At 37.2% G+C, this 23863-nt stretch carries 21 protein-coding genes; 6 read left to right on the top strand and 15 right to left on the bottom strand.

Annotated elements, in window-relative coordinates:
* From DES48_RS04745 to DES48_RS04725, 5 genes are all read right to left on the bottom strand, one after another.
* Positions 1-858, bottom strand: a complete 858-nt coding sequence (locus tag DES48_RS04745) for a class II fructose-bisphosphate aldolase (protein ID WP_079710573.1) — start codon at positions 856-858, stop codon at positions 1-3.
* A gap of 197 nt (positions 859-1055) precedes the next feature.
* A complete protein-coding gene (locus DES48_RS04740) occupies positions 1056-1424 on the bottom strand; it encodes a response regulator (RefSeq protein WP_113867297.1) in 369 nt (122 codons plus the stop codon).
* A gap of 600 nt (positions 1425-2024) precedes the next feature.
* Entirely contained in the window at positions 2025-3626 is a 1602-nt protein-coding gene (locus tag DES48_RS04735; RefSeq protein ID WP_079710571.1) for a CTP synthase, read from the bottom strand.
* Between the two features lie 303 nt (positions 3627-3929).
* Positions 3930-4505 carry a DNA-directed RNA polymerase subunit delta gene (gene rpoE, locus DES48_RS04730; protein ID WP_113867295.1) on the bottom strand — a complete coding sequence of 192 codons (576 nt, stop codon included), beginning with the start codon at positions 4503-4505 and terminating at the stop codon, positions 3930-3932.
* Between the two features lie 142 nt (positions 4506-4647).
* Positions 4648-5235 carry a P-loop nucleotide/nucleoside kinase family protein gene (locus tag DES48_RS04725; protein WP_079710569.1) on the bottom strand — a complete coding sequence of 196 codons (588 nt, stop codon included), beginning with the start codon at positions 5233-5235 and terminating at the stop codon, positions 4648-4650.
* A 127-nt stretch (positions 5236-5362) separates the two neighbouring features.
* Between DES48_RS04725 and DES48_RS04720 the strand changes: the two genes are divergently transcribed.
* Complete coding sequence (locus DES48_RS04720; RefSeq protein WP_113867293.1) at positions 5363-6544, top strand: phospholipase D-like domain-containing protein; 1182 nt, start codon at positions 5363-5365, stop codon at positions 6542-6544.
* 8 nt (positions 6545-6552) lie between these two features.
* On the opposite strand, the gene DES48_RS04715 is transcribed toward DES48_RS04720, so the two are convergent.
* The 5 genes from DES48_RS04715 to speE all read right to left on the bottom strand — a co-directional run bounded on the left by DES48_RS04715 (position 6553) and on the right by speE (position 11981).
* Positions 6553-7338, bottom strand: a complete 786-nt coding sequence (locus DES48_RS04715; protein ID WP_113867291.1) for a GNAT family N-acetyltransferase — start codon at positions 7336-7338, stop codon at positions 6553-6555.
* A gap of 659 nt (positions 7339-7997) precedes the next feature.
* Positions 7998-9668, bottom strand: coding sequence for an arginine--tRNA ligase (gene argS, locus DES48_RS04710; protein WP_113867289.1), 1671 nt, complete (start codon positions 9666-9668; stop codon positions 7998-8000).
* Positions 9665-10102 carry a YwiB family protein gene (locus tag DES48_RS04705; protein WP_079710565.1) on the bottom strand — a complete coding sequence of 146 codons (438 nt, stop codon included), beginning with the start codon at positions 10100-10102 and terminating at the stop codon, positions 9665-9667. Before DES48_RS04705 ends, argS begins: the two co-directional genes overlap by 4 nt.
* A gap of 166 nt (positions 10103-10268) precedes the next feature.
* The gene (speB, locus tag DES48_RS04700) at positions 10269-11141 is read right to left on the bottom strand and encodes an agmatinase (protein WP_113867287.1); all 873 of its coding nucleotides are present in this window, start codon (positions 11139-11141) and stop codon (positions 10269-10271) included.
* Between the two features lie 12 nt (positions 11142-11153).
* A complete protein-coding gene (speE, locus tag DES48_RS04695) occupies positions 11154-11981 on the bottom strand; it encodes a polyamine aminopropyltransferase (protein WP_113867285.1) in 828 nt (275 codons plus the stop codon).
* Positions 11982-12193: 212 nt separating this feature from the next.
* Between speE and DES48_RS04690 the strand changes: the two genes are divergently transcribed.
* A complete protein-coding gene (locus DES48_RS04690; protein ID WP_245911293.1) occupies positions 12194-14188 on the top strand; it encodes a transglycosylase domain-containing protein in 1995 nt (664 codons plus the stop codon).
* A gap of 595 nt (positions 14189-14783) precedes the next feature.
* Here DES48_RS04690 and DES48_RS04685 read toward each other — a convergent pair.
* The gene (locus DES48_RS04685; protein WP_113867283.1) at positions 14784-15296 is read right to left on the bottom strand and encodes a YwhD family protein; all 513 of its coding nucleotides are present in this window, start codon (positions 15294-15296) and stop codon (positions 14784-14786) included.
* Between the two features lie 136 nt (positions 15297-15432).
* On the opposite strand from DES48_RS04685, the gene DES48_RS04680 reads away from it, so the two are divergent.
* On the top strand, positions 15433-15618 hold the full coding sequence (locus tag DES48_RS04680; RefSeq protein ID WP_245911292.1) for a 2-hydroxymuconate tautomerase: 186 nt from the start codon (positions 15433-15435) through the stop codon (positions 15616-15618).
* 471 nt (positions 15619-16089) lie between these two features.
* Here DES48_RS04680 and DES48_RS04675 read toward each other — a convergent pair whose 3' ends face one another.
* On the bottom strand, positions 16090-16590 hold the full coding sequence (locus DES48_RS04675) for a YwgA family protein (RefSeq protein ID WP_113867281.1): 501 nt from the start codon (positions 16588-16590) through the stop codon (positions 16090-16092).
* 91 nt (positions 16591-16681) lie between these two features.
* The gene (locus tag DES48_RS04670; RefSeq protein ID WP_113867279.1) at positions 16682-17977 is read right to left on the bottom strand and encodes an HD domain-containing protein; all 1296 of its coding nucleotides are present in this window, start codon (positions 17975-17977) and stop codon (positions 16682-16684) included.
* A gap of 144 nt (positions 17978-18121) precedes the next feature.
* On the opposite strand from DES48_RS04670, the gene DES48_RS04665 reads away from it, so the two are divergent.
* Entirely contained in the window at positions 18122-18964 is an 843-nt protein-coding gene (locus tag DES48_RS04665; protein WP_079710558.1) for a lipoate--protein ligase family protein, read from the top strand.
* Between the two features lie 557 nt (positions 18965-19521).
* Here DES48_RS04665 and menC read toward each other — a convergent pair.
* Both menC and pta read right to left on the bottom strand, forming a co-directional pair.
* Positions 19522-20637, bottom strand: coding sequence for an o-succinylbenzoate synthase (menC, locus tag DES48_RS04660; protein ID WP_113867277.1), 1116 nt, complete (start codon positions 20635-20637; stop codon positions 19522-19524).
* 101 nt (positions 20638-20738) lie between these two features.
* Positions 20739-21710 (bottom strand): phosphate acetyltransferase, encoded by a 972-nt coding sequence (gene pta, locus DES48_RS04655; protein WP_113867275.1) that lies wholly within the window; start codon positions 21708-21710, stop codon positions 20739-20741.
* A 371-nt stretch (positions 21711-22081) separates the two neighbouring features.
* Between pta and hemQ the strand changes: the two genes are divergently transcribed.
* Both hemQ and gerQ read left to right on the top strand, forming a co-directional pair.
* Entirely contained in the window at positions 22082-22828 is a 747-nt protein-coding gene (gene hemQ, locus DES48_RS04650) for a hydrogen peroxide-dependent heme synthase (protein ID WP_113867273.1), read from the top strand.
* 337 nt (positions 22829-23165) lie between these two features.
* Complete coding sequence (gene gerQ / locus DES48_RS04645; protein ID WP_079711003.1) at positions 23166-23627, top strand: spore coat protein GerQ; 462 nt, start codon at positions 23166-23168, stop codon at positions 23625-23627.
* Positions 23628-23863: the final 236 nt, after the last annotated feature.

Here is a 23863-nt window from a genome sequence, read left to right as displayed (position 1 = left end):
TTATTTTGCTTGGTTAGATGAACCGAATTCGCGCATTTTTCCAATAACTGTTTCTTTAATTGCGTCACGTCCAGGTCCTAAGTATTTACGTGGATCGTATTGATCAGGTTGTTCAGCTAATACTTCACGAACGCGTTTCGCTTGTGAAATTTGGTTCTCTGTATTCACATTAATTTTTGAAGTTGCGTAGGAGATCGCACGTTTAATATCAGCAGTTGGGATACCAGTTCCACCATGTAGTACTAGTGGAAGTCCAGTAGCTTTACCTATTTCTTCCATCTCTTTGAAACCTAAGTTTGGCTCGCCTTTGTAAGGTCCGTGTACGGAACCTAGCGCTGGAGCAAGACAATCAATTCCTGTACGCTCTACAAGTTCTTGACATTCTTTTGCGTCTGCATAGATAATGCTTCCAGAAACGTCATCTTCTTGACCACCTACAGTCCCTAATTCAGCTTCAACAGATACACCGTGGAAATGTGCAAGCTCTACTACTTTTGAAGTAGTTGCAACATTTTCTTCAAATGGATCGTGAGAAGCATCAATCATAACAGAAGTAAATCCTGCATGAATTGCTTTTGCACATTGTTCAAAGCTTGAACCGTGATCTAAGTGAATAGCAACTGGTACAGTCGTACCGTATGCTTCCATTAAAGATTTAACCATTGCTACTACGACGTTATAACCACCCATATAGCGTGCTGCGCCTTCAGAAACCCCAAGGATTACTGGAGATTTTTCTTCTTCAGCAGCTTGAAGGATTGCTTGTGTATATTCCAAGTTATTTAGGTTAAACTGCCCAACCGCATAGCCGCCTTTTTTCGCATCTTCTAGCATCTGTTTCATTGATTCTAATGCCATGAATGTTCCTCCTTAAATTAGATAAAATACTATTCCTATAGCCAGTCAAATGTATTTGTTGATTGGATACAGTATAAGAATACCAACTTCAACAAAAAGGTGCAACAAATCTTATAATTTGAAAGCGATTTCCGAATTTTTTTTTGAATAAATTATGAAGGCAATTCTTTTAACTGCCAAATAAAAGTGCAATTCAACTAATCACTTGTTAATAACTCATTGATATCTTGCTTCACTTGTGCTATATTAAACGGTTTTGCTAGAATTTTTTTGACGGATTCAAATTGGTGTGTATGTTCTTCCACTTCTTCGGCTGCTCCACTCATGATAATAGTAGGGATGAACATCTCTTCAGCTTCTATTTGTTCAATTAATTCAGCTCCATTCATGATATCCATCCAGAAATCAATGACGAGTAAATCAGGTGGGGTTTGCTTCTTCATAAAATGTAAGGCCTGCAAACCATTTTCAAAGCTATGTACTACATGACCTTCACTTTTGATAATTTCTTCAAGTAATAAACGAATCCCTAATTGATCATCTACAACCAAAACTGATTTCACCATAAACTATCACCTCTTTTCCTTTTTAAAATTGGTTACTCTATACAAAAAAGAGCTTTAATATTCCATTTTGTAACTCTATATTAGGACCGATATATTATAAAGTTCTATGAATTTTATACATTTTCCTGCAAGTTCGATAAATAACTATATATTCTGAGTCAATTTCATAATTCAATATTTGTTTGACAAACACGTATAATATAATTATATGTACCATATCAGCTCCATTCACTCAGCAAATAAGGTCGCTTTCCGAAGGCCTCACCTCGGGCCCACAAGACGTGACGGTTTTAGTCAGCGAATCATCGCACGAAGAAAATAGTTTTTTTATTTTCGTGGAGTCTCTCCATTTGCTTCCTCCACTTTTTAAATAACGTATAAATTAAAGAAAATAAGATGCAATATTTGTGTTTTATTAAATAGAAATAAGTTATGAAATTGACTCATTCTGATAAAGAATAAACGCGCTAATTCATACGCTCATAAACACAGAAAACCCCTAATAGTCTACTATTTGTAATACTCTCACATGAAAAATATTCTCAAGTATTTCATTTTCCAAACAAAAAAGACGGAAAAAATTCCGCCTTTTCATTAAACTTATCGTTCTTTAACAGCTGCACCAATAAAACCATGGAAAAGTCGTTGTGGATTTGTTGGGCGTGACTTGAATTCCGGATGAAACTGCGATGCAATAAACCATGGATGATCTTCTAATTCAATTGTTTCAATCAATTTTCCATCCGGGCTAGTTCCAGAGAAAATAAATCCTGCTGCTTCCATTTGATCTCTAAATTGATTATTAAATTCAAAACGATGACGGTGACGCTCATATACGATATCTTCATCTTGGTAAGCAGCACGTGTTTTCGTTCCTTCTTTTAAGCGACATGGATAAACACCTAATCGAAGTGTACCACCCATATCAGAGATGTCTTTTTGTTCTGGAAGTAAATCAATAATTGGATATGGTGTCTCTGGATCAATCTCAGCAGAGTGTGCACCAGCTAGTCCAACCACATTTCTAGCAAATTCAACAGTCGCTAATTGCATCCCTAAACAAATGCCTAAGAAAGGTATTTTTAATTCTCTTGCATGACGAATTGCTTCAATCTTACCTTCTATCCCACGATCACCAAAACCACCAGGTACTAGAATGCCATCTACACCACTTAATAATTCCCTTACATTATCTTTTGTTACTTCTTCAGCATTCACCCATTGCACACAAATTTCTGCATCAAAATCATATCCAGCATGTTTTAGTGCTTCTACAACAGAAATATAAGCATCTGGAAGTTCCACGTATTTTCCGACCAATCCAATAGTGACCGTTTTAGTCAAATGTTTTACTTTTTCCGCTAAATCGATCCACTCCATCATATCTGCTGGTGGACATGCTAAACCAAAATGCTCACACGTGATTTGGTCTAATTGTTGCGCTTGTAGGGCAAGGGGTACATGATACAGCGTCTCTGCATCGGTTGACTCGATAACATTTCGTTCATTAATATCACAAAATAAAGCAATTTTTTCTTTCATTTCTTGACTGATACCCATTTCTGTACGCAACACAATTACATCTGGTTGTATTCCTAACGAACGTAATTCCTTTACACTATGCTGGGTTGGTTTTGTTTTTAATTCACCAGCTGCTTTGATATAAGGAACTAACGTCGTATGAATATACATCACGTTTTCTTTACCGATATCACTTTTGATTTGTCGAATTGCTTCTAAAAATGGTAATGATTCAATGTCACCAACTGTACCACCAATTTCCGTGATCACCACATCGGCATTAGTTTGTTTACCCGATTGAAATACTTTATCTTTGATTTCGTTCGTAATATGCGGGATAACTTGAACCGTACCGCCAAGGTAATCGCCACGGCGTTCTTTTTTAATAACAGTAGAATAAATTTTTCCTGTCGTCACGTTACTGTATTTATTTAAATTAATATCAATAAAACGCTCATAGTGCCCCAAATCCAGATCCGTTTCCGCACCATCTTCCGTTACAAACACTTCACCATGTTGATAGGGACTCATGGTTCCTGGGTCTACGTTAATATAGGGATCAAATTTTTGAATCGTCACATTTAATCCTCTATTCTTTAGCAAGCGGCCTAATGAAGCTGCGATAATTCCTTTTCCAATCGATGACACAACGCCACCCGTTACAAAAATATATTTTGTCACTTTTCATCCCTCTTCCTTTTTATAATGTGGTATGGATTAGTCCTTTTCATACTTATCCTTTTTAACCTCTTTTTGTAAAAACGTAATAAATGGGTAAAGCCATGTGTTAGCAAGCAAGGTATAACCCATTTACTTATCACTAATTAAAGATCGCCTAAACAAAAAAATAAAAAACGTCCCCCTACGCATAGGGGGACGTTTATTCTAATATAAATTAAATAATAGAGCCCAAATAAGATTTTACCCATTACACATTTGAAAGTCAAGTGTTAATTTGAGCTTAAACAGGACTGGCATAGTTCCTTATTTGTTTTCCTCTTCTGAATCATCATCTTCCTCATCGTAATCTTGATCGTCTTCATCGTCTTCATAATCATCATCAAGACTTTCATCGTCAAAGTCATCGAAGTCTTGATCAAAATCTTCATCTTCAGCAGATTCACTGCTTGAACTATCAAACGTGTCGTCTTCATCATCAAAATTAGATTGATCGAAGTCCAATTCTTCTTCGGTAATATCATTATCTGTATCTGTATATTTCTCTTCTTTTTTCGCTTTTTTAGTAGTCGTTTTTTTCTTTTTCTTCTTTTTCTTTTGAACGCCTGTTACTTCTTCTTCGATTTGTTCCACTGGGTACCAGTCACGCAAACCCCAAAGTCCTGACCCAACACTTAGAAAACGTCCATCAGTATTTAAATCTGTGTAGAATTGCGCAAGATTTTCTGCTTGCTCTACATCATTAAACTGTTTCAATTCAACTACCTTTTGATATATATCTTGATAGGTGATTGCTTTTTTCTCTTCGTGTAGTATCATACTAGCGATATCAATCATTGAAAGTTCCTGTAATTCTTCGCGGCTTAAATTATCCAAGCTCACCGTCAAAGCACTCCCTCTATTGTTTATTTATCTAGGATTATGTATGAAGTTATTCACCTTATACATGAACAAATTTCGTTACTCCAATACATTATATGGGTACAAAAACTAAATTGCAATATCTGCACCTTGCAAAGTGGGATTATGCTTGAATAAAATGAACTAGCTCTGACACCTTTTGTTCAGATAGATCACCTGAATTATCGAAAATACGGATACTCGATTCAGGTATATCCCAATTAATCGTTGGAACAAAATTCACGCGTGTTTCATAACTATCCCAGTTTTCTAATTTCCACGTGTCGCGAATTGTCCCACGCTCTTCTATTCGCTCCCTTTGCGTTTTAATATCTTCAAGTGTAACAGCGATGACTTTAACATCTACTTCTTGCTTTGTTTTTCCACTTTGATTTAATACATTTTCTATCCATTGTGGATTTTTTAATTCAGCAGTAAAAGGGGAAATCATAAATACATTTTGACCTGCTGCTAAGTTTTCCATACAAATATCTGTCGTTGTATCATATTCTAGATCACGTAAATTATCTTTATAGAACGCAGAATCTCGATCATTTTTATCCAGACCTTCTTTTTCTAAAAACCGTTCAACAAACCTTCCACCAACTGTATCACGGTCTAAAAATGCACATGGTATTTGTTTAGCAATTTCTTTCGCAACTGTGGTCTTTCCTGTTCCGGCTACGCCTACAAAAAACACTAACCTTTGCATGTTTGCCACCTCTCCCATTTTTCATCTTATTTATAATGGTAACGCATTCGCACGTAAAAATCATGCCTTTTATAATTTTTAGCTTCTCGGGAAAACTAGAGAAGATACATTGTAAAGGAGCATTACTATGCGGATAGGCATTCTACTTACTTTAATTATTTTAGCATTAGGGATATGGCTTGATTTTAAAATCGGAGATAAAATGATGCGTAAACAGGCGCCTGTTTTCTCTGCAAATACCAGTTCATTACGTGAATGGCAATTAATCACCGAAGGCAACGTGTTTTATGATGTGCTATTTGAGGATATTCTGCACGCAAAGCGTTCGATCAAGATCTCTTTTTTTATTATTGAGAATGATTCCGTTAGCCAGAAATTTTTTAACCTTTTACAAGAAAAAGCAATGGCTGGGATTCAGGTATATTTATTAATGGATTGGATTGGCTGTTTTAAAGTAAAAAGAAAATATATCAAGCAGTTAAAACAAACTGGTGTGCTTGTGAAAAAAGCTAATCCCCCGAAACTTCCTTTTTTCTTTTACCGTTTAAATCAGCGCAATCATCGTAAAGTTACGGTAATCGACGATGAGATCACGTACTTTGGTGGCTTTAATATTGGGAAAGAATATCTTGGGAATGATCACAAATTAGGACACTGGCGTGACTATCATCTGCGAATGCAGGATGATACATGCACAGATGCAATTAACCAAACCTTTAATTACGATTGGGATCACACCCAACAACCAAAGCCCAAGTCACAAAGTGAACATCGAATCGCTTGTACATTAACAATAACAGAAGCAGGCCAATTGGAAGAAAACGTGATCGAGTGGATCAATCAAGCGAGTAATTCCATCACGATCGCTTCTCCTTATTTTATCCCAACAAAACGAATTTTTTCTTCGTTAATGACCGCTTTACGCCGTGGCGTAGGCTTGACTATTTTGGTACCAAAAAAAGCCGATCACCCTTTCGTAAAAGGAGCGGCTTTGCCATTTTTCAAGAAACTAATCCAACAAGGTGCATCCATTTATTATTATAGAAATGGATTTTATCATACTAAAGTATTGCTGATTGACGAAACATGGTGTGATATTGGAACAGCCAACTTTGATCAACGTAGCTTTCTATATAATCAAGAAATTAATCTTGTCACTGAACAAGATGACCTGCTCGCTTCGATTAAACATTCCCTTGCCATGGATAAAGCCGATAGTTCTTTACTAACAGAGCAAAGTCTAAAAAAAATACCTTTACCAACCAAAATCTCAAGTGTATTTAGTCGAATGATCAGGCCTTTTTTGTAACAGTTACATTAGCGATACATCATCCAAAAGCCAATTTCTTCAAAACCAAGTCGTCGATACAGTTTACCCGCATTCGGATTATCATAGAAGATACACAATTGTTTTCCTTCCGTAATTAAATCGGAGCAAAGCCTTGTTAAACAAACAGTAGCTAATCCCTTTTGTTGATGTTCCACGGCGGTAGCAACTGCAACAACCATAGCTGAGGTGCTATTTTCTGCTGTTGTCGATGCAGAAGAGATGATAGCACCTTTTTCTTCGATATAATAACCTCTTGTCACACCTTTTTTCAGGTTCCTGCGCTTATTTTCAGCATTGTATTGTAGCGCATCAAACTCAGGAATTGATGTTATAAAATCACCTAACCGCTCCACATCATCCAACGTGATTTGTTTTACTATACTCGTATCTACTGATGGTAAAGCAGCGGTTGAGGTACATTTTGCGTAATACATTTCTCGTTTCTTTTCATATGTAATCGTTAAGTATGGTTCAAGAGCAACAGTAACCTCCTTTAGACCAGAAAGCATCGGCTCATTTTGGTCTTCGTTAATAATTTGCGCAAAACCTTTCGCATCAAAATTCGTAAGTGAAAATGGGAGATAATTTTTTTCGTATTTTAATAACACTGCTCGCAGATTCTGATTGTCATCGAAGTCTCCCCACACAGTTTGAAATTCTTCTTCGTACCCAAATGCTTCTAGATCGCCGATAATAAACAAATTTTCAGCTGGTTTTTGTTGAATTAACGCTTGTACCTGCTGATCATCTTGGCTTGTTAATTTTCGAATCATCCTTACTCCCCCATTTCAAAAATTCCATTGTCAGAAATTTAATATTAAGAAGTAGTGTAACACCTCCAGTCCAAAGTGGAAAGAGCCTTTTTTTAAAAAAAGTGGAATTCTGCTTTTTTATATCAAGTCCATTTTCCCTCTGGTTTTGAATCGGCTTGATAAGCTTTTCTACATCTAAGATAATCTATCATAAGCTTTAAACTGGAAAGAATAGTGGAGAGGCCTCGAAAATAAAGTGCAATTTTTATGTAGGGGAATAATCGTATGCCTATCAGCTACAGACCTATTAAGTGGAGAGCTTTATCATTTTGGAAAGCTTATTTGCTGAATAAATGGAGAGGAAAGCTATCATATTTAGCGGCTAAAAAATGAAAAATCCCACATTTCAAAAGGGAGAGTTTATTATTATATAGAATATTTATTAGACATATAACTTTTCAGTTCATATAAAGTATGACAATGGTAAAAAGAACGGATCTGCTACTGTCACAGGGAGAGCTCATATGAATGAAGAAAATAATAAAATTGCGCGAACATAGAATACTTTGAAAATGATCTGTTAGAAACCATCTATTAACTATTCTATGTAGGATGTATATTGCTAATAGAAGGGAGTGTAAAACGATAAACGTCGCACACTCCCTTGTTTATTATTAGTTTTACATACTTTCCGGTGCAGAAACACCGATTAAACGTAATCCATTTACCAATGTGTAGCGAACGGCTTGCATTAAAGCGAGACGTGCTTTTGTTCGTTCAGGATGATCAGCATCTAATACTTTTTCCGCATTATAAAAACTATGCAGATTAGCCGCTAAATCAAATACATATTGCGTAACACGGTGCGGGGTACGGTTCGTTGCTGCATCTGCTACGACTTGTGGAAATGCACCAAGTTGTTTTAATAGGTCTTCTTCTTTTTCAGAAGTTAATAAGCTTCCATTTATATTTTCATCAAAACTAAATCCTTTTTCTTCTGCTTGTTTCAGCATGGTGCAAATACGCGCATGGGCATACTGCACATAATAGACAGGGTTATCATTGGATTCTGATTTCGCTAGATCCATATCAAAATCTAAGTGAGAGTCACTGGAGCGCATGACGAAGAAGTAACGCATCGCATCCACACCTACTTCTTCCATTAGCTCTCTTAAAGTAACTGCTTTCCCTGTACGTTTACTCATCTTCACTTTTTCGCCATTCTCGAATAAATTGACCATTTGAATGATTTCCACTTCTAATGTATCCGCATCATAACCTAAAGCTTGAATAGCGGCACGCATTCTTGGAATATAGCCATGGTGATCAGCGCCCCAAATATTAATTAAGGTCTCAAAACCACGATCCAATTTGTTTTTGTGATAGGCTACATCTGGTGTTAAATAAGTATACGATCCGTCATTTTTAATTAGCACACGATCTTTATCATCGCCGAAATCAGTTGTACGGAACCATGTCGCCCCATCCTGATTATAGGTGAAGCCTTTTTCATTTAATACGTTTAGAGCTGGTTGAATTTTACCATCTTCATATAGAGAAGTTTCAGAGAACCAATTATTAAAAGTGACGCCAAATTGTTCTAAGTCCGCAGCTAATTTTTTCAATTCATATTTTAAGCCATATGAACGGAAGAAATCTAGACGCTCTTGCTCTGATTTATTTGCCCATTCATCTCTGTATTTATCCGCTAAATCTTTTCCAATGGTAATGATATCTTTACCATGATAACCGTCTTCTGGCATTGACCAATCCTTGCCTAATGCTTGCATGTAACGAGCTTCTACAGAGACAGCAAGGTTATTGATCTGGTTACCAGCATCATTAATGTAATACTCACGCTCCACGTCATAGCCAGCTGCATCTAAAATATTACATAGCGAGTCACCAACGGATGCGCCACGGGCATGTCCTAAATGCAAATCACCTGTTGGATTGGCAGAAACAAATTCCACTTGAATTTTATGATTGTTTCCAGTATTGGATTTACCGTAGTCAGCTTGTTTATGTAAGATCTCTGGAATTAAGTCAGTTAAATAACTATTATCCATAAAAAAGTTAATAAAGCCAGGACCTGCGATTTCTACATTTAAAACGGATGCTTTTTGTTGATCCAATTTGGCTATGATATCGTCAGCGATTTGACGCGGTGCTTTTTTCGCAATGCGAGCAAGCTGCATCGCGATATTCGTTGCATAATCACCGTGTGATTTCTCTTTTGGTTTTTCTAATTCAATCGCAGGTAATTCTGCTTCTGTTGCTAATTCCGCTTGTAGAATCGCTTGCTTTATCTCACTTTTTAATGTTGCTTGAATTTCTTGCACACTGTTCATTGTGGGGCCTCCTTGAATTGTAATGTTAATCGATGTCTGCGATTACCTTCTCCATTTAATTTCGTGGTATAGCTTATAAACAGTTTCCCATCTTGACGGGAAGTTAGTTCTTGATACGTAATCTGATCGGTATGTGTTTCCATATGTATCGTACCGTGAGCATGTCGATAAACATTTTCCGTACGTTGCTTCTTTTTAAATTGTTGGTGCATGTCTACTGCACCTGTGCGTTTAATACTTACTTTATCTTCTGAAATCGTAATCAGCGAATCGATCGTCTCTTCGTCTTCTCGATGTTCGATGAATTTTAGTACTGCAATATTTCCTTTTTGGAGAAAAGTTCCTGGCTCTTCTATAACTGTCACAGCTTTTTCGCCTAGTTCTCTAATTTCTGTTACTAATCGTATCGAAACAGGAAGTTGGTTTCCGTTCATCGTCTATCCCCTTTTTCATTACATAACTTTTAGTATAGAAATGAATGTGCGTAAACACAAGCGATTATGTCGATTTTTTATCATTTTGTTGTAAAAGTTTATCACAAAAACGTGATAAAGAAAAATGCGCTTCTACTTTATTAAGCAAAAGCGCAAAAATCATTCTTTATTTTACCCAACCTAATAACATTTCACGGACAAATTTACTAGCAGCAATGGTAGTTTGTTCAGTTGGATCGTAGTTTGGTGCAACTTCTACCAAGTCTGCCCCAACTACATTTATATCCGAATTGGCAATTAATTGAATGGCTTCTAATAATTCTTTTGAACTAATACCTCCAGCTTCAGCAGTACCTGTTCCTGGAGCAAAGGCAGGATCTAAGACATCAATATCGGTGGTTACATAAACCGACTGTCCGGCTAACGAAGGTAAAACTTCTGCCAAGGGTTTGGCTACTTCATATCGTGCCATGTACATTCCACTATCTTTCGCATACTGGAACTCTTCACGCATACCAGATCGAATCCCAAACGAGTAGACATTTTCTGGGCCAATTAATTCGCATGCTTTTCGAATTGGGGTAGAATGAGATAGTTTTTCTCCCTCATATTCTTCTCTTAAGTCAGCATGCGCATCGATATGAATAATTTTAAGATCAGGATATTTTTCATACATGGCTTGAAAAATTGGCCATGAAACGAGATGTTCGCCACCTAGCCCTAAAGGAAATTTTTCTTGTTCTAATAAACGTTTAACGTATGAATAGATTTCTTCAATGCTTCGTTGCGGATTCCCGAATGGTAACGGCATATCACCAGCATCAAAGTAAGCCACTTCTTCCATATGCTTGTCCATATATGGGCTATATTCTTCTAAACCAATAGAAGCTTCTCGAATTCGATTTGGTCCAAAGCGTGAACCAGGGCGGAAGCTAACGGTCCAATCCATTGGCATGCCATAAATCACTGCTTTTGATTCTTCAAATGTCGGTCGTGACATAATAAATACTTTTCCAGAGTAAGCTTCATCAAAGCGCATCTCTATTCCCCCTTATTTCGTTAAATCTTTAACAAACTTTGGTAACGCAAAACAAGCTTGGTGAATCTCTTCTGTGTAATACTTGGTATCTATCTCGTGAAAACGATCTTGTTTCACCTCTAGAGGATGATGTGTTTTACTTCCCATTGTAAATGTCCATAGTCCACTTGGATAGGTAGGAATATTTGCCGTGTACAATTTAGTAATCGGGAAAATTTCTTTTACATCTTGGTACACTTGTTGAATAAGATCTGCTTTAAACCATGGATTATCTGTTTGGGCAACAAATACCCCATCCGTTTTTAACGCTTTTGAAATTCCTGCATAGAAACCTTTAGAAAACAACTGTACAGCTGGCCCTACCGGTTCGGTTGAATCTACTAAAATAATGTCATACGCATCTTCACTTTCAGCAATATGCATGAAACCATCTGTCACTTTTACTTCCACACGAGGATCTTCTAATTTTCCAGCAATTTCAGGCAAGTACTGCTTAGAATATTCAATTACTTTTCCATCTATTTCTACTAATACTGCTTTTTGGACCGATGGGTGTTTTAAAATTTCTCGAATTACACCGCCATCTCCTCCACCAACAACAAGGACATTTTGGGGATTGGGATGGGTAAATAGTGGTACATGGCTAATCATTTCATGGTAGACAAACTCATCTTTTTGCGTCGTCATTACCATACCGTCTAAGACTAGCATGTTTCCCCATTCGTTTGTTTCTATCATATCTAAATCTTGAAAATCTGTTTTCTCTGTATGCAAGGTACGTTTTATTTTAGCTGTAATACCAAAATCTTTTGTTTGTTTTTCCGTAAACCATAAATCCATCTTGATTGTCTCCTTTATCTATCAGATCTATTTAATCGCTAACAAGCGACTTTTTTTGTGTGAAACAAATTAATTTTAGAGAATATAGCAAAAAAAGCAATACTTTTTCATGTTTTTTCTAAAAAACTTTCTATTCCCGTTAGGTTTAATTATCGACAATTCTTGCCATAATGATACTACGATTACAGCTAGATCTAAAGGGGTACACGTGAATGAAACGAATGAGACGTTGGATTCGCCTGATTAAACATAAGCCGTTACGCTTTTTTTTATATGGTTTTTTATTACTATTCTCCGGAATTGTTGGTAGCATCATTACCATTTACTGCTACGCTTTAATACTAGGGCCGCCAGATTTGGATGTGGCAGCAAACACCACCTACTACAGTGCTGATGGAACAAAAATCGGTCAAGAGCAAGGGGTGGAAACAAGAGAGTGGGTCGAGTTAGATGCCATTAACCCTGATGTTATTGACACGACAGTCCAAGTAGAAGATAAACGATTTTACCATCATCATGGTTTTGATAGTAAACGAATTCTTGCAGCTGGCCTAAAGAACATTCAATCCGTTTCTTTAGAAGAAGGCGCTAGTACCATTACCCAACAATATGCTCGAAATCTTTTTCTAACCCATGAAAAAACATGGCGTAGAAAACTAAAAGAAGCTTTCTATGCCCTTCGTTTAGAGTTATTTTACGATAAAGACACGATTTTAGAGGGATATTTGAATACCATTTATTATGGGCATGGCATATACGGGGTTGAAGCAGCAAGTCAGTTTTATTTTCAAAAAGCAAATACGGACTTAAGTCTTGCAGAAGCTTCCTTATTAGTCGGCATTCCTAATCGACCGAATGATTACTCCCCTATCCTTCATTTGGATCAGGCCAAGCAACGACAAGAGAACATTCTTGATTTACTTTATAAACAAGGAGAAATTTCAGAAACTGCACATTTCTTAGCGACTCATGAACATCTTGAAATAAGGGAATCTAGTAATAAAGATGAACATAACTTGGCACCTTATTATCAAGATGTGGTCATGGAAGAATTAAAAGAGATCCTCCAAATGAAGGAGCAAAATATTCGTACTGCAGGTTTTCATGTAACTACTACCCTTGATATAGCTGCCCAAAATCAGTTGGAAAAAGCGAAAAATGAGCATTTACCCGACGATACTGACATGCAAGTTGGGGCTATTGCAATGAATCCGGTCAATGGAGCGATTGAAGCTTTAATAGGTGGTGCTGATTATCAGAAAAGTCAATTTAACCGCGCGACACAAGCAAAACGGATGGCTGGGTCTACTTTCAAGCCATTTTTATATTATGCTGCTTTAAGCAACGGATATACAGCCACTACTACTTTGCGTAGTCAGCCAACTACTTTTATACTGGATGATGGTTCTAGCTATCAGCCTAGTAATTTCAATGGATATTACGCGGATAAGGAGATAACCCTAGCACAAGCATTAGCAGTAAGTGATAATATTTATGCTGTGAAGACCAATTTATTTCTTACACCTGCACGACTTGTGAAGTCTGCCAAAAAATTCGGCATAACAAGTGAGATGAAAGCCGTACCTTCGTTAGCATTAGGAACAGCATCTGTTAGTGTAAGAGAAATGGTTTCTGCCTATAGCATGCTCGCTAATGGCGGGAAAGAGGTAGCGTCATATACTGTAGAAAAAATTGAAACAGCAGATGGCGAAGTAATCTATCAACACAAAAAACCAACCCTAAAACAGGAGCTTGATCCACAGGCTACATTTATTTTAACGCAGTTAATGACCGGGATGTTTGACAGTAATTTAAATGGCTACATGCATGTAACAGGGGAGTCAATTGCTCCTACGTTGCATCACACATATGCTGGAAAATCTGGTACAACTGCATCCGACAGTTGGATGATTGGATTTAGTACAGATTTAGTAACAGGCGTTTGGACTGGCTATGATGATAATCAAGCATTAACCAAAACAAAAGATAAACATGCCGCTAAAGAAATCTGGGCAAGTATGATGGAAGCCATTCATTCGAATAAAGAACCGAGTAATTTTATTGCTCCTTCTGGGATTATTGCTGCTTATGTTGATCCCATTAGCGGTGGGTTGGCCACACCTTACTGTGATACCAGTCGCTTGATGTATTTTGTAAAAGGAACAGAGCCTAGAACATATTGCTCACGTCATCGAACGCAGGAGTAAACTATGTTTGGTTGGTTTTCTTGGATAGGAAAACATATATTGTAAGGTTAGTAGTTGAAAAGACGGTGAAATCATATGACTCTAGCTGCAGATTTAGTCGTATGAGTTCACTTAGGACGAAATCGAGTAATCATGTAGTCTAGATTTGCTCTTACCGATCAATTTAAGAGCACATTCCTTCTACTGGCACAGGAGATTTCGTCTTATAATCACGTTTTAGCACAAATCGCTTCTACTGGCACAGGAGATTTTATCTTATAATCACGTTTTAGTATAAATCACTTCTACTGGCGCAAGAGATTTCATCTTGTAATCACGTTTTAGCATAAATCACTTCTACTGGCACAGGAGATTTCGTCTTATAATCACGTTTTAGTATAAATCACTTCTACTGGCACAGGAGATTTCGTCTTATAATCACGTCTTAGCACAAATCGCTTATACTGGCACAGGAGATTTCGTCTTATAATCACGTCTTAGCACAAATCGCTTATACTGGTGCAGGAGATTTCGTCTTATAACACCATTTAGAACATAGCTTAACCTAAAACAAACAGGTTGACTTTACTATAAGCCAACCTGTTTCATTCACTTGCTATTCACTTGCTGGTAATGCTTGATGTAATTCTTCTGGTGCATTTCGCCACATTTCTGGATTGAATTCGCGTAAGAAATCACCCAACAATTGCTTGGAGAAGTCATCCATGTGATCGACAATAACATGACCTTTCATGGATTTCTCCATATGGGTTACATGCTCTGGCATTGATTTGTATGCCCGTTTAATCGATCGATCTACTCGAATTTCACTACCTGCAACCCCGTGGTAATAAGGGCCTTGCTCTCCGCGTTCTACTGTTACCCAGACAATCCAGTACAATTTACCATTAGGTACTTCTTCTTTATGAGGTAAGAATTTCACTCGACGCTCAACTTCACTACGTGCATGCATCGCGCCCATATCGACAAACGCTCGTTCTTCATTTGGGTCAACAATAATAGGTGATATATTTTCTAAACTGATTGATCCAACGCCATAGCCCCCATGGCCATCTGTTGCATCATCTTTCATTATCGTAAAAGCGTTATTTTTCTTTTTTTCTGACATGATTTATACCTCCCAAACCTCAAACCTTCTATTAAATGTATTGTAGCATAATCATATAATGGTTTCATCTTATGAAAATTTGGTAGAACATGCTTGTTATGTATCGTATAATGAAGAAAAAAGGAGTGGTCTTACAGTGCCATATGTAACGGTTAAGATGCTAGAAGGTAGAACAGAAGAACAAAAACAAGCTTTAGTTGAAAAAGTAACAGATGCGGTTGTGGAAACAACTGGTGCAACAAAAGAAAAAGTCGTTGTCTTCATTGAAGATATGCCTAAAAACCATTATGCAGTTGGTGGCAAGCGCTTGAGTGATCAATAGAAAGGCTATTCCAATTTGTAATCGATTGAAGTAATCTTTCCTATTACAACAAATATATATTTAATAACATAATAGCTTTTTATTTGTTTCAAAACATACTAAAAAAGGAAGCTAGGACAAAAGTGAATGAAGATCCCTGATAGAACGATGGATAACCTATTTTATCCATCGTTCGTTTATAGTTGGAAAACATAACTAAGTAACTGGAAATATACAAGACTCTAGCGAGAACAGTGCATGTTTTCGATGGGGCGAGTAATCGCAGTCCCACGAGCCGAAGATCCCCTTTGTAAAGCGGCTAGAAGTTAGACGAAAACCGTCACGTCCTGTGACAACATCTAACTGACCCACGTCCTGTGTGCCAGAGGCCTTGCCCGCAGAATGTGAGTGTATTTCCAGTTGCGATGGTTAAGTTCTCATCAGTCATTCGTGTACTGTAATTAAAAACTAGCTTTGTACCAGGCTCTTCCTTTAGTGAAGTTGCTTCATTTCCTCTATGAATTGCCACGCTTGCTGCAAATCCTCAGCTGTATAATTTGAGCTTTTCTTTACAACCTGTACTTTCTCTTCAATTTCTGAGTTTGATAAATGATCAAAAAATAACATGGTGGATACTAATTCAAGAAATCGTGAACTCTTCTCTTTCATCTGTTGTATCTTCTCTTCAAAAGGCGGCAGCTCCACCATCGATTGATTAAGAAAGTCTTGGCCATTATCTGTCACAGTATATCGATACTGATAATAATTGCTTTTTTTCTCTTTTTGTTCTGCGATAAAACCTAGATTACATAATTCTTCAATGCGTACGGTAAGTTCTGCCGAATACGGTCCATAAAAATGAAATTCATATTTTTCTTCAAATGGTACATCACATTTTTTTAATATATATATCATTTTTTGTAATTTTTTTCGTCCAACAATCTCGCCAGAACTCATAAAAAATTTCATTAGCTTCGCATGATTCGCTAACATATTAAAACAGCCCCTATTCCAAACATACTAGTCGTGTGTTTTAGTCTCTCTCTTCTACAAAAATGACAATATGACATTACTATATAGCTTTTTATGATAAACCTAATATAGCTTTAATTTCGCTTTTTTCAGGTTGGTCATCTGGTAAAGCTTCTATGAAATCCATTGGAAAATATAGCTTATGATCCGTCCGTTTTTTACCTGAGATGGATTCAACAATATCTGATTGTCTAGATAATTCTTTTAGTTCTTGATTTGGCATTAATAGATGAATTGGTAAACGTTCCCCTTCTTCACCAGGACGATAGAAATCATAAGGTAGATCAGATGATGAATCATCAACCAAGTAATATTGTGGATTTATACCTACCTTTTGAAATAGTTGGTATAGATCCATCCACTCTTTCATCTGTGCATTTGGGTTAAACTCTACATATTTGAACAATCTCCGATTAATAAACCGAACACATAAATCACTTAAAATAGGATCTGTTTCATCGATCCACATTTGAAAATAGTAAAGTACAATTGATTCATCTAACTTGAGGTAATCCTCTACTGCATTTTTTTCTGAGAAGAAGGATATAAAATGTGTCGGTTTTAAGGAAAATTGATAGCCAGTTTCATAGAGTTCTTTTGCACGATGGAGAATCTTGGTCAAAATTACTTCCGCGCTGCGGCTAACTGGATGAAAGTAAACTTGCCAATACATTTGATATCTACTCATAATATAATCTTCTACTGCATGCATTCCTGATTGTTTGATGACAACTTGATCTTCCAAAGGTCGCATCACACGTAGAATACGTTCCATATCAAAATGCCCATAGCTAACGCCAGTGAAGTATGCATCACGTTGTAAGTAGTCCATTCGATCAGCATCAATCTGACTCGAAATTAAACTTACAACGAGCTTATCCTCATACGTTTTATTAATTACGTCAGCTACTTTTTGTGGGAAATCTTCTTCTACACGGCGTAAAATATAATTAATCTCCGTGTCTCCTAGCACAATTTGACGAGTAAATGCCTCATGGTCTAGTTTAAATACTTTTTCAAACGTATGTGAAAATGGTCCATGACCTAAATCATGAAGTAAAGCAGCACAAAGACAGAGCAATCTTTGATCCTTATTCCAATGGGGACGCCCATCGAAATTAAATAAAATTCGTCGGACAATCTCGTACACGCCTAACGAATGATTAAATCTACTATGTTCAGCGCCGTGGAACGTTAAAAATGACGTACCAAGTTGCTTAATTCGTCGTAACCGTTGAAATTCAGCAGTCCCAATCAAATCCCAGATTACACGATCTTTCACGTGAATGTAGCGGTGTACAGGGTCTTTAAATACTTTTTCTTCATCTAACTGTTCGTCTTTGTACATGCTTAAATCCTTTCTACCGACATTTTCCTCTGCATAATTTATCTATTCATTATATAATAGTTTTGGATAATCTAAAAGAGAAGAAAGTCATTTCTCTAGATTTAAATCTATTGCTATTTCAGAACAACAAAGGAGTTAACATACATGTCTGAATGGAAAAGTTTTTTTAATCATCAGCAGATCCGTTTGATTGATCATAGTAATCCAACCATGCACGCCTCAGCAATGGATGATTTTGCAATAGATGATGCACTTGCTTTATCTGTTAGCAATCAGTCTTCCCCACCTGTTATTCGGTTTTGGGTACATGATAAAACTGTTGTACTTGGTATACCTGATGCAAGAATCCCTTATAAAAACGAAGCAATCACTTATCTCAAACAACAAGAATATCAGCCCGTTGTTCGTAACTCTGGTGGCTTGGCAGTTGTACTAGATAAAGGGGTCTTGAATTTTTCAATCTTACTGCCTGGCGGTAACAAACTAGGAATTCATGAAGGATATGAAGTAATGGTTTCCCTCATACGTGGAATTTTAAAACAAGAAACGGATGAGATAGAGGCGTATGAAGTCATAGGCTCTTATTGCCCTGGAGAGTATGATTTAAGTATTAATGGAAAAAAATTTGCTGGTATCTCCCAACGGCGTGTCCGTGATGGTGTTGCTGTCCAAATTTATATCTCCATTGAGGGAAGCGGTCAAGAACGAGCTGAATTAATTCAACAGTTTTATCAAACAGGGGTGAGAGGAGAAGAAACTAAGTTCCACTATCCAACGATACAACCAGATACCATGCGTTCGTTGAGCCAACTATTGAATACAGAGCTGACTGTCAGTGAATTTAAACAAATGGTAACAGATTTTCTAACGACAGAAAAAATTGATTGGATCATTTCAGAGCTATCGAATGAAGAAAAACAAACCTTTGATAAACGCAAGCAACAAATGGTCGATCGCAATCAAAAAGCGCTTGGAGACTTATTTTAAACTTTTAAGCCCGTCAGAGAGAGATGCTCGGTAATCCCGCTACAGAAGCAGAGGGCGTAACATCAAAAGACTTGTGAAGACAATAGAGAATTTTCTAAGTTTTCAAGTCTTAAGTGACGCTATAAAAACAGATGGGAAAAAGTTGTGTATACCACATAATTATCTTTTTATCACTTGTAAAGAGTTCTACACTCTTTACAACGTGATGCATAGTCAAGTAGGAAGGCGAAGGTCTGCTTATCCTCGGTTCGAATCCGATCGCCACCTCCAACTTACATCAATAACAATGTTACTTAATGCTACTTAATTTTCATAAATTGGCCCCAATTAATAAACCCATTCCTATAATTAGAAATAACAGCTATACAACTTCCGTCAAATTACATACCAAATGGTATTATCTTTCGTTAGTTCTGTAAAGAATCCCTAATAAACACATGATTTCAAAAAACATACAGGAACAAGGCGATGGTTGCAAAAACAGTGTTGTTAGAAGATTTAGAGGAAGAAATTTCGGAGTCAGAGTAGGAAGATCATTTACATCTTTATAAAAACACTTACTCATTTTTATAAAGATGTTTATCCACACGATAAAAGGCTAATGCCTCATGATCTACTGCATACCCCAACCCAGGTTCTTGCGGTAATTGAATCATTCCACGCTCTAATGTTACTTCGGGTTGGATAATATCACGATGCCAATAATGTGAGGAACTTGCTGTATCTGCAGGTAAGCTGAATTGTGGCAAGGTAGCAATCGCTAAGCTGTGCGCACGACCGACTCCCGCTTCTAGCATGCCGCCACACCACAATGGGATGTCATGAGCAACTGCTAAATCGTGTATTTGTTTTACGGCAGAGAACCCTCCTACTCGACTTAATTTCACGTTGACAATTTGACAGCTTCCTAAAGCAATTGCGGTTTTCATATCACTAACCGTATGGATACTTTCGTCCAAGCAAAGTGGAGTTTCAAGCATTGACTGAAGTATGGCATGATCGACAAAATCATTTTGTGGAAACGGCTGCTCAATCATAAGTAATTTGAACTGATCCAGCGCAAGTAATCGATCTTTGTCTTTCCATGAGTAACTGCCATTTGCATCAATCATTAGTGGCAAAGTAGGATAAACTTTTCTTACTTTTTCTAGCGTATCGATTTCCTCGCCTTTTCTTACTTTTAGTTTCACCCGCTTGTAACCAGCTGCTATTTTTTCTTCAATGGTATCCAGTAACGCTTGATCCGTTTCTTTCAATCCGATACTAACACCAACAGGAACGGTCTCTTGCGTGCCACCAATTAATTGATAAAGCGGCTGTTGCTGTTTTTTGGCATATAAATCCCATACCGCTTGTTCCAAAGCTGCTTTTGCCATATGATTGCGGCGAATCGTTTGAAATTGTTCATTTAATTCCTCTGGATGTTGGATGTTAGCTTGAAATAATGTTGGAATTAAGTAATTTTCTAAAGCTATTTTGGTAGTAGCTGTTGTTTCTTCTGTATACCAAGGCGTGGGAAAAGCCTCGGTTTCGCCGTACCCACGAACACCATCTTGATCAATCACTTCTACAATATAAAAATCTTTCTTTGCGACTTTCCCATGTACGGTAACAAAGGGATATTTATAATCCATCCATAGATGGTGGAGGATAACTTGAACAATCTTACGCATATCTATCCTACTTTCTTTATAGCTTCGTATGCTTATATTCGCATACTTTAAAAAACAGAGTTATCTTTCATAAGATAACTCTGCTTACATGCGTTTATTAATTACAATGACTGCGCAGCTGTAATGATCGCTAATTTGTACACATCATCACTGTTACAACCACGTGATAAATCATTCACAGGTTTATTAAGCCCTTGTAGAATCGGACCCACTGCATCAAAGTTACCTAAACGCTGTGCAATCTTATAACCAATATTACCTGCTTCTAATCCAGGGAATACAAACACATTTGCGTCCCCTTTGATTTCAGCATTTGGTGCTTTTTTCTCTGCTACACTTGGAACAAATGCAGCATCAAATTGGAATTCACCGTCTAACGCTAAATCCGGGCGTTGTTCTTTTGCAATTTTAACGGCTGCTGCTACTTTTTCTGTCTCGTCAGATTTCGCTGAACCTTTTGTTGAGAAGCTAAGCATCGCTACGCGTGGATCAATATCAAATAATTGCGCAGTGTCTGCACTTGCAAGCGCAATCTCAGCAAGATCTTGACTATCCGGAGCGATGTTAATAGCACAATCTGCGAAAACGTATTTTTCATTTTCACGAACCATGATAAATACACCAGAAGTTTTCTTAATACCTGGTTGAGTTTTAATAATTTGTAATGCAGGTCGTACCGTGTCTGCTGTAGAATGTGCTGCACCACTCACTAAACCATCTGCTTTATCCATATAGACAAGCATCGTACCGAAGTAATTTTCATCTAGTAGGATTTTTCGTGCATCTTCTTCTGTAGCTTTACCTTTACGACGTTCAACAAAACTGATAACCATTTCCTCAAATTCTGCATAGTTTGTAGGGTCAATAACCTCAACTTGATCAAGTGAAAGCTTTAATTCTTTTGCTTTCTGTTCTAGTTTTTCTCTTGTTCCAACTAATACAGGTTCGATTAAACCATCAGCTGCTAGTTGGCTAGCTGCTGTTAGAATTCGTTCATCATATCCTTCTGGGAACACGATTCTTCTACTATTCCCCGATAATCTACCTTTTAACGTATCAAATAAATTACTCATTTTTTCAACCTCCAAAATCATTTCTGTTATATATAATACGCCTTTTTGTGTATGAATAAAAGTAGTAGCTTTCACTTTTTTTAAACTGTTCAATAAAATTTTAATAAAGTGTTTTTTTTAGCTGCTTCTAACCACGCTTTGCTTAGACCTATACACTTACAGCTGCTCCTTTATTTTTTGTCTAAATCATGACAATTTCCAATAGGAGTTCCTGATAACTTTATGACAATCCCTTTCCCAGCAGTATCTTTAGTACTATTTAACTTTTTCGTACTTAATCGTTCCACATGTTTACTATACCCGTTTTATGTTATATTAAAAACGAGACGAAATAGTAGATAAAATTGTTATATAAATAAGGAGCGATTGTTGTGGCACAAGCAGTAGAAACAATGGACGGTTGGTATTGTCTACACGACTTAAGAAAAATAGACTGGGTGGCATGGAAACAAGCTTCTCCAGCAAAAAAAGAAGAAGCGATTGCTGAGTTTCAGGCTATGCTTACCGATTGGGAAGCGATCGATGAAGCCAAAACTGGCAGTCATGCTGTATATACGACTTTAGGACATAAAGCTGACCTACTTCTTATGATTCTTCGCCCGACGATGAAAGAACTACAGGAAGTAGAATTAGCATTTAATAAATCTGCATTAGCAGGCTTCACAAAGCAAACATACTCCTATGTTTCCATCGTTGAATTGTCAAAATACATGGCAAAAGAAGGAGAAAAACCAGAAGAAAACCCTGGTACACAAGCACGCCTACGTCCGCGTTTACCAAAATGGGATCACATTTGTTTTTACCCAATGGATAAGCGACGTCAAGGCAATGACAATTGGTATACCTTACCGATGGAAGATCGCCGACGTTTAATGTACGAACACGGCATGACTGGTAGAAAATATGCAGGCAAGATCCGTCAGATTATTACCGGTTCCATGGGCTTTGATGATTGGGAATGGAGCGTTACCTTATTTGCTAAAGATGCACTAGATATCAAAAAATTAGTCTATGAAATGCGCTTTGATGAAGTAAGTGCACGTTACGGGGAATTTGGTTCCTTTTACGTCGGTAATATCCTTCCTCAAGAAGAAGTTCCAACATTTTTGCAAATATAATATTTTTGTGAAAGGTCCCGCTATAAGCGGGGCTTTTTTGTGTTTATTAACACGAAACATTAGTTATTGAGCTTAACCATTTGTTTCATTCAACTGAAAATTAGGGGAAATTATTTGAAACAAGTAGGAATTATGTTCATTTTTCTTTCACTCCTGCATAGGTATATGTAGTGGAAAGTGTGCTAAAAAGAAAGGTCTCTATGGTTTTTAGACTTGATGGAACTTGCCAGCACAATGGTTTAACCAGTGGAATTCTGGAAGGCATAAATCACACTGTTTTTTTTGCACCGTTAGTATCGGAATGTCCGCACATATAAGAGAGGAGTGTTACATGTTCATGAGTGAAGAAAAGAAACAACGTCAACAAACGCCGGGAATGTATCAGCCACAAATGCAAAGTGGAGGTTATTCTCCAATGATGTATCAACCAGGTTATACGCAACAACAACCAGTTTATTACCCATCTTATGGCTATCCGCCATTCCAAAGCCCGACACAAAATCAACCAAGCAGCAGTCAAGTACCTGGTATGTTGCCAATAGAAGAATCTTATATTGAAAACATTCTTCGTTTAAACAAAGGAAAAGTTGCCACAATTTATATGACTTTTGAAAATAACGATCGTTGGAATGCTAAAATTTTTAAAGGTATTATTGAAGCAGCTGGGAGAGATCATATCATTATTAGCGACCCTGAAACAAATAAACGTTACTTATTATTGACGATTTATCTAGACTACATCACATTTGATGGGGAAATCGAATACGATTATCCAAGAACTCGTACTTATGCACGGTAAGTAAGGTCAGAACAAACGACTGGGACAAAAGAGTAACTGAACAGGAAAAATCCGAACATTAACGTGGGCAAATATAACGCTTCGGTAAGATACTTCGCTTTCTGCGGGCACAGCATCAGCTAACTGTGTGAAGAAAAGCACTTCACCCAGTGGATCTTCGGCTCGTACTTTTCCCGCAGGAGTCTACGTATTTTGCCTACGCTTCGTTCACATTGTTCGGATTTTGGTTCTGCTAA

The sequence above is a fragment of the Paraliobacillus ryukyuensis genome, assembly GCF_003315295.1.
Taxonomy (GTDB): Bacteria; Bacillota; Bacilli; order Bacillales; family Amphibacillaceae; genus Paraliobacillus; species Paraliobacillus ryukyuensis.
This window is presented reverse-complemented; position numbering and strand designations above follow the sequence as displayed.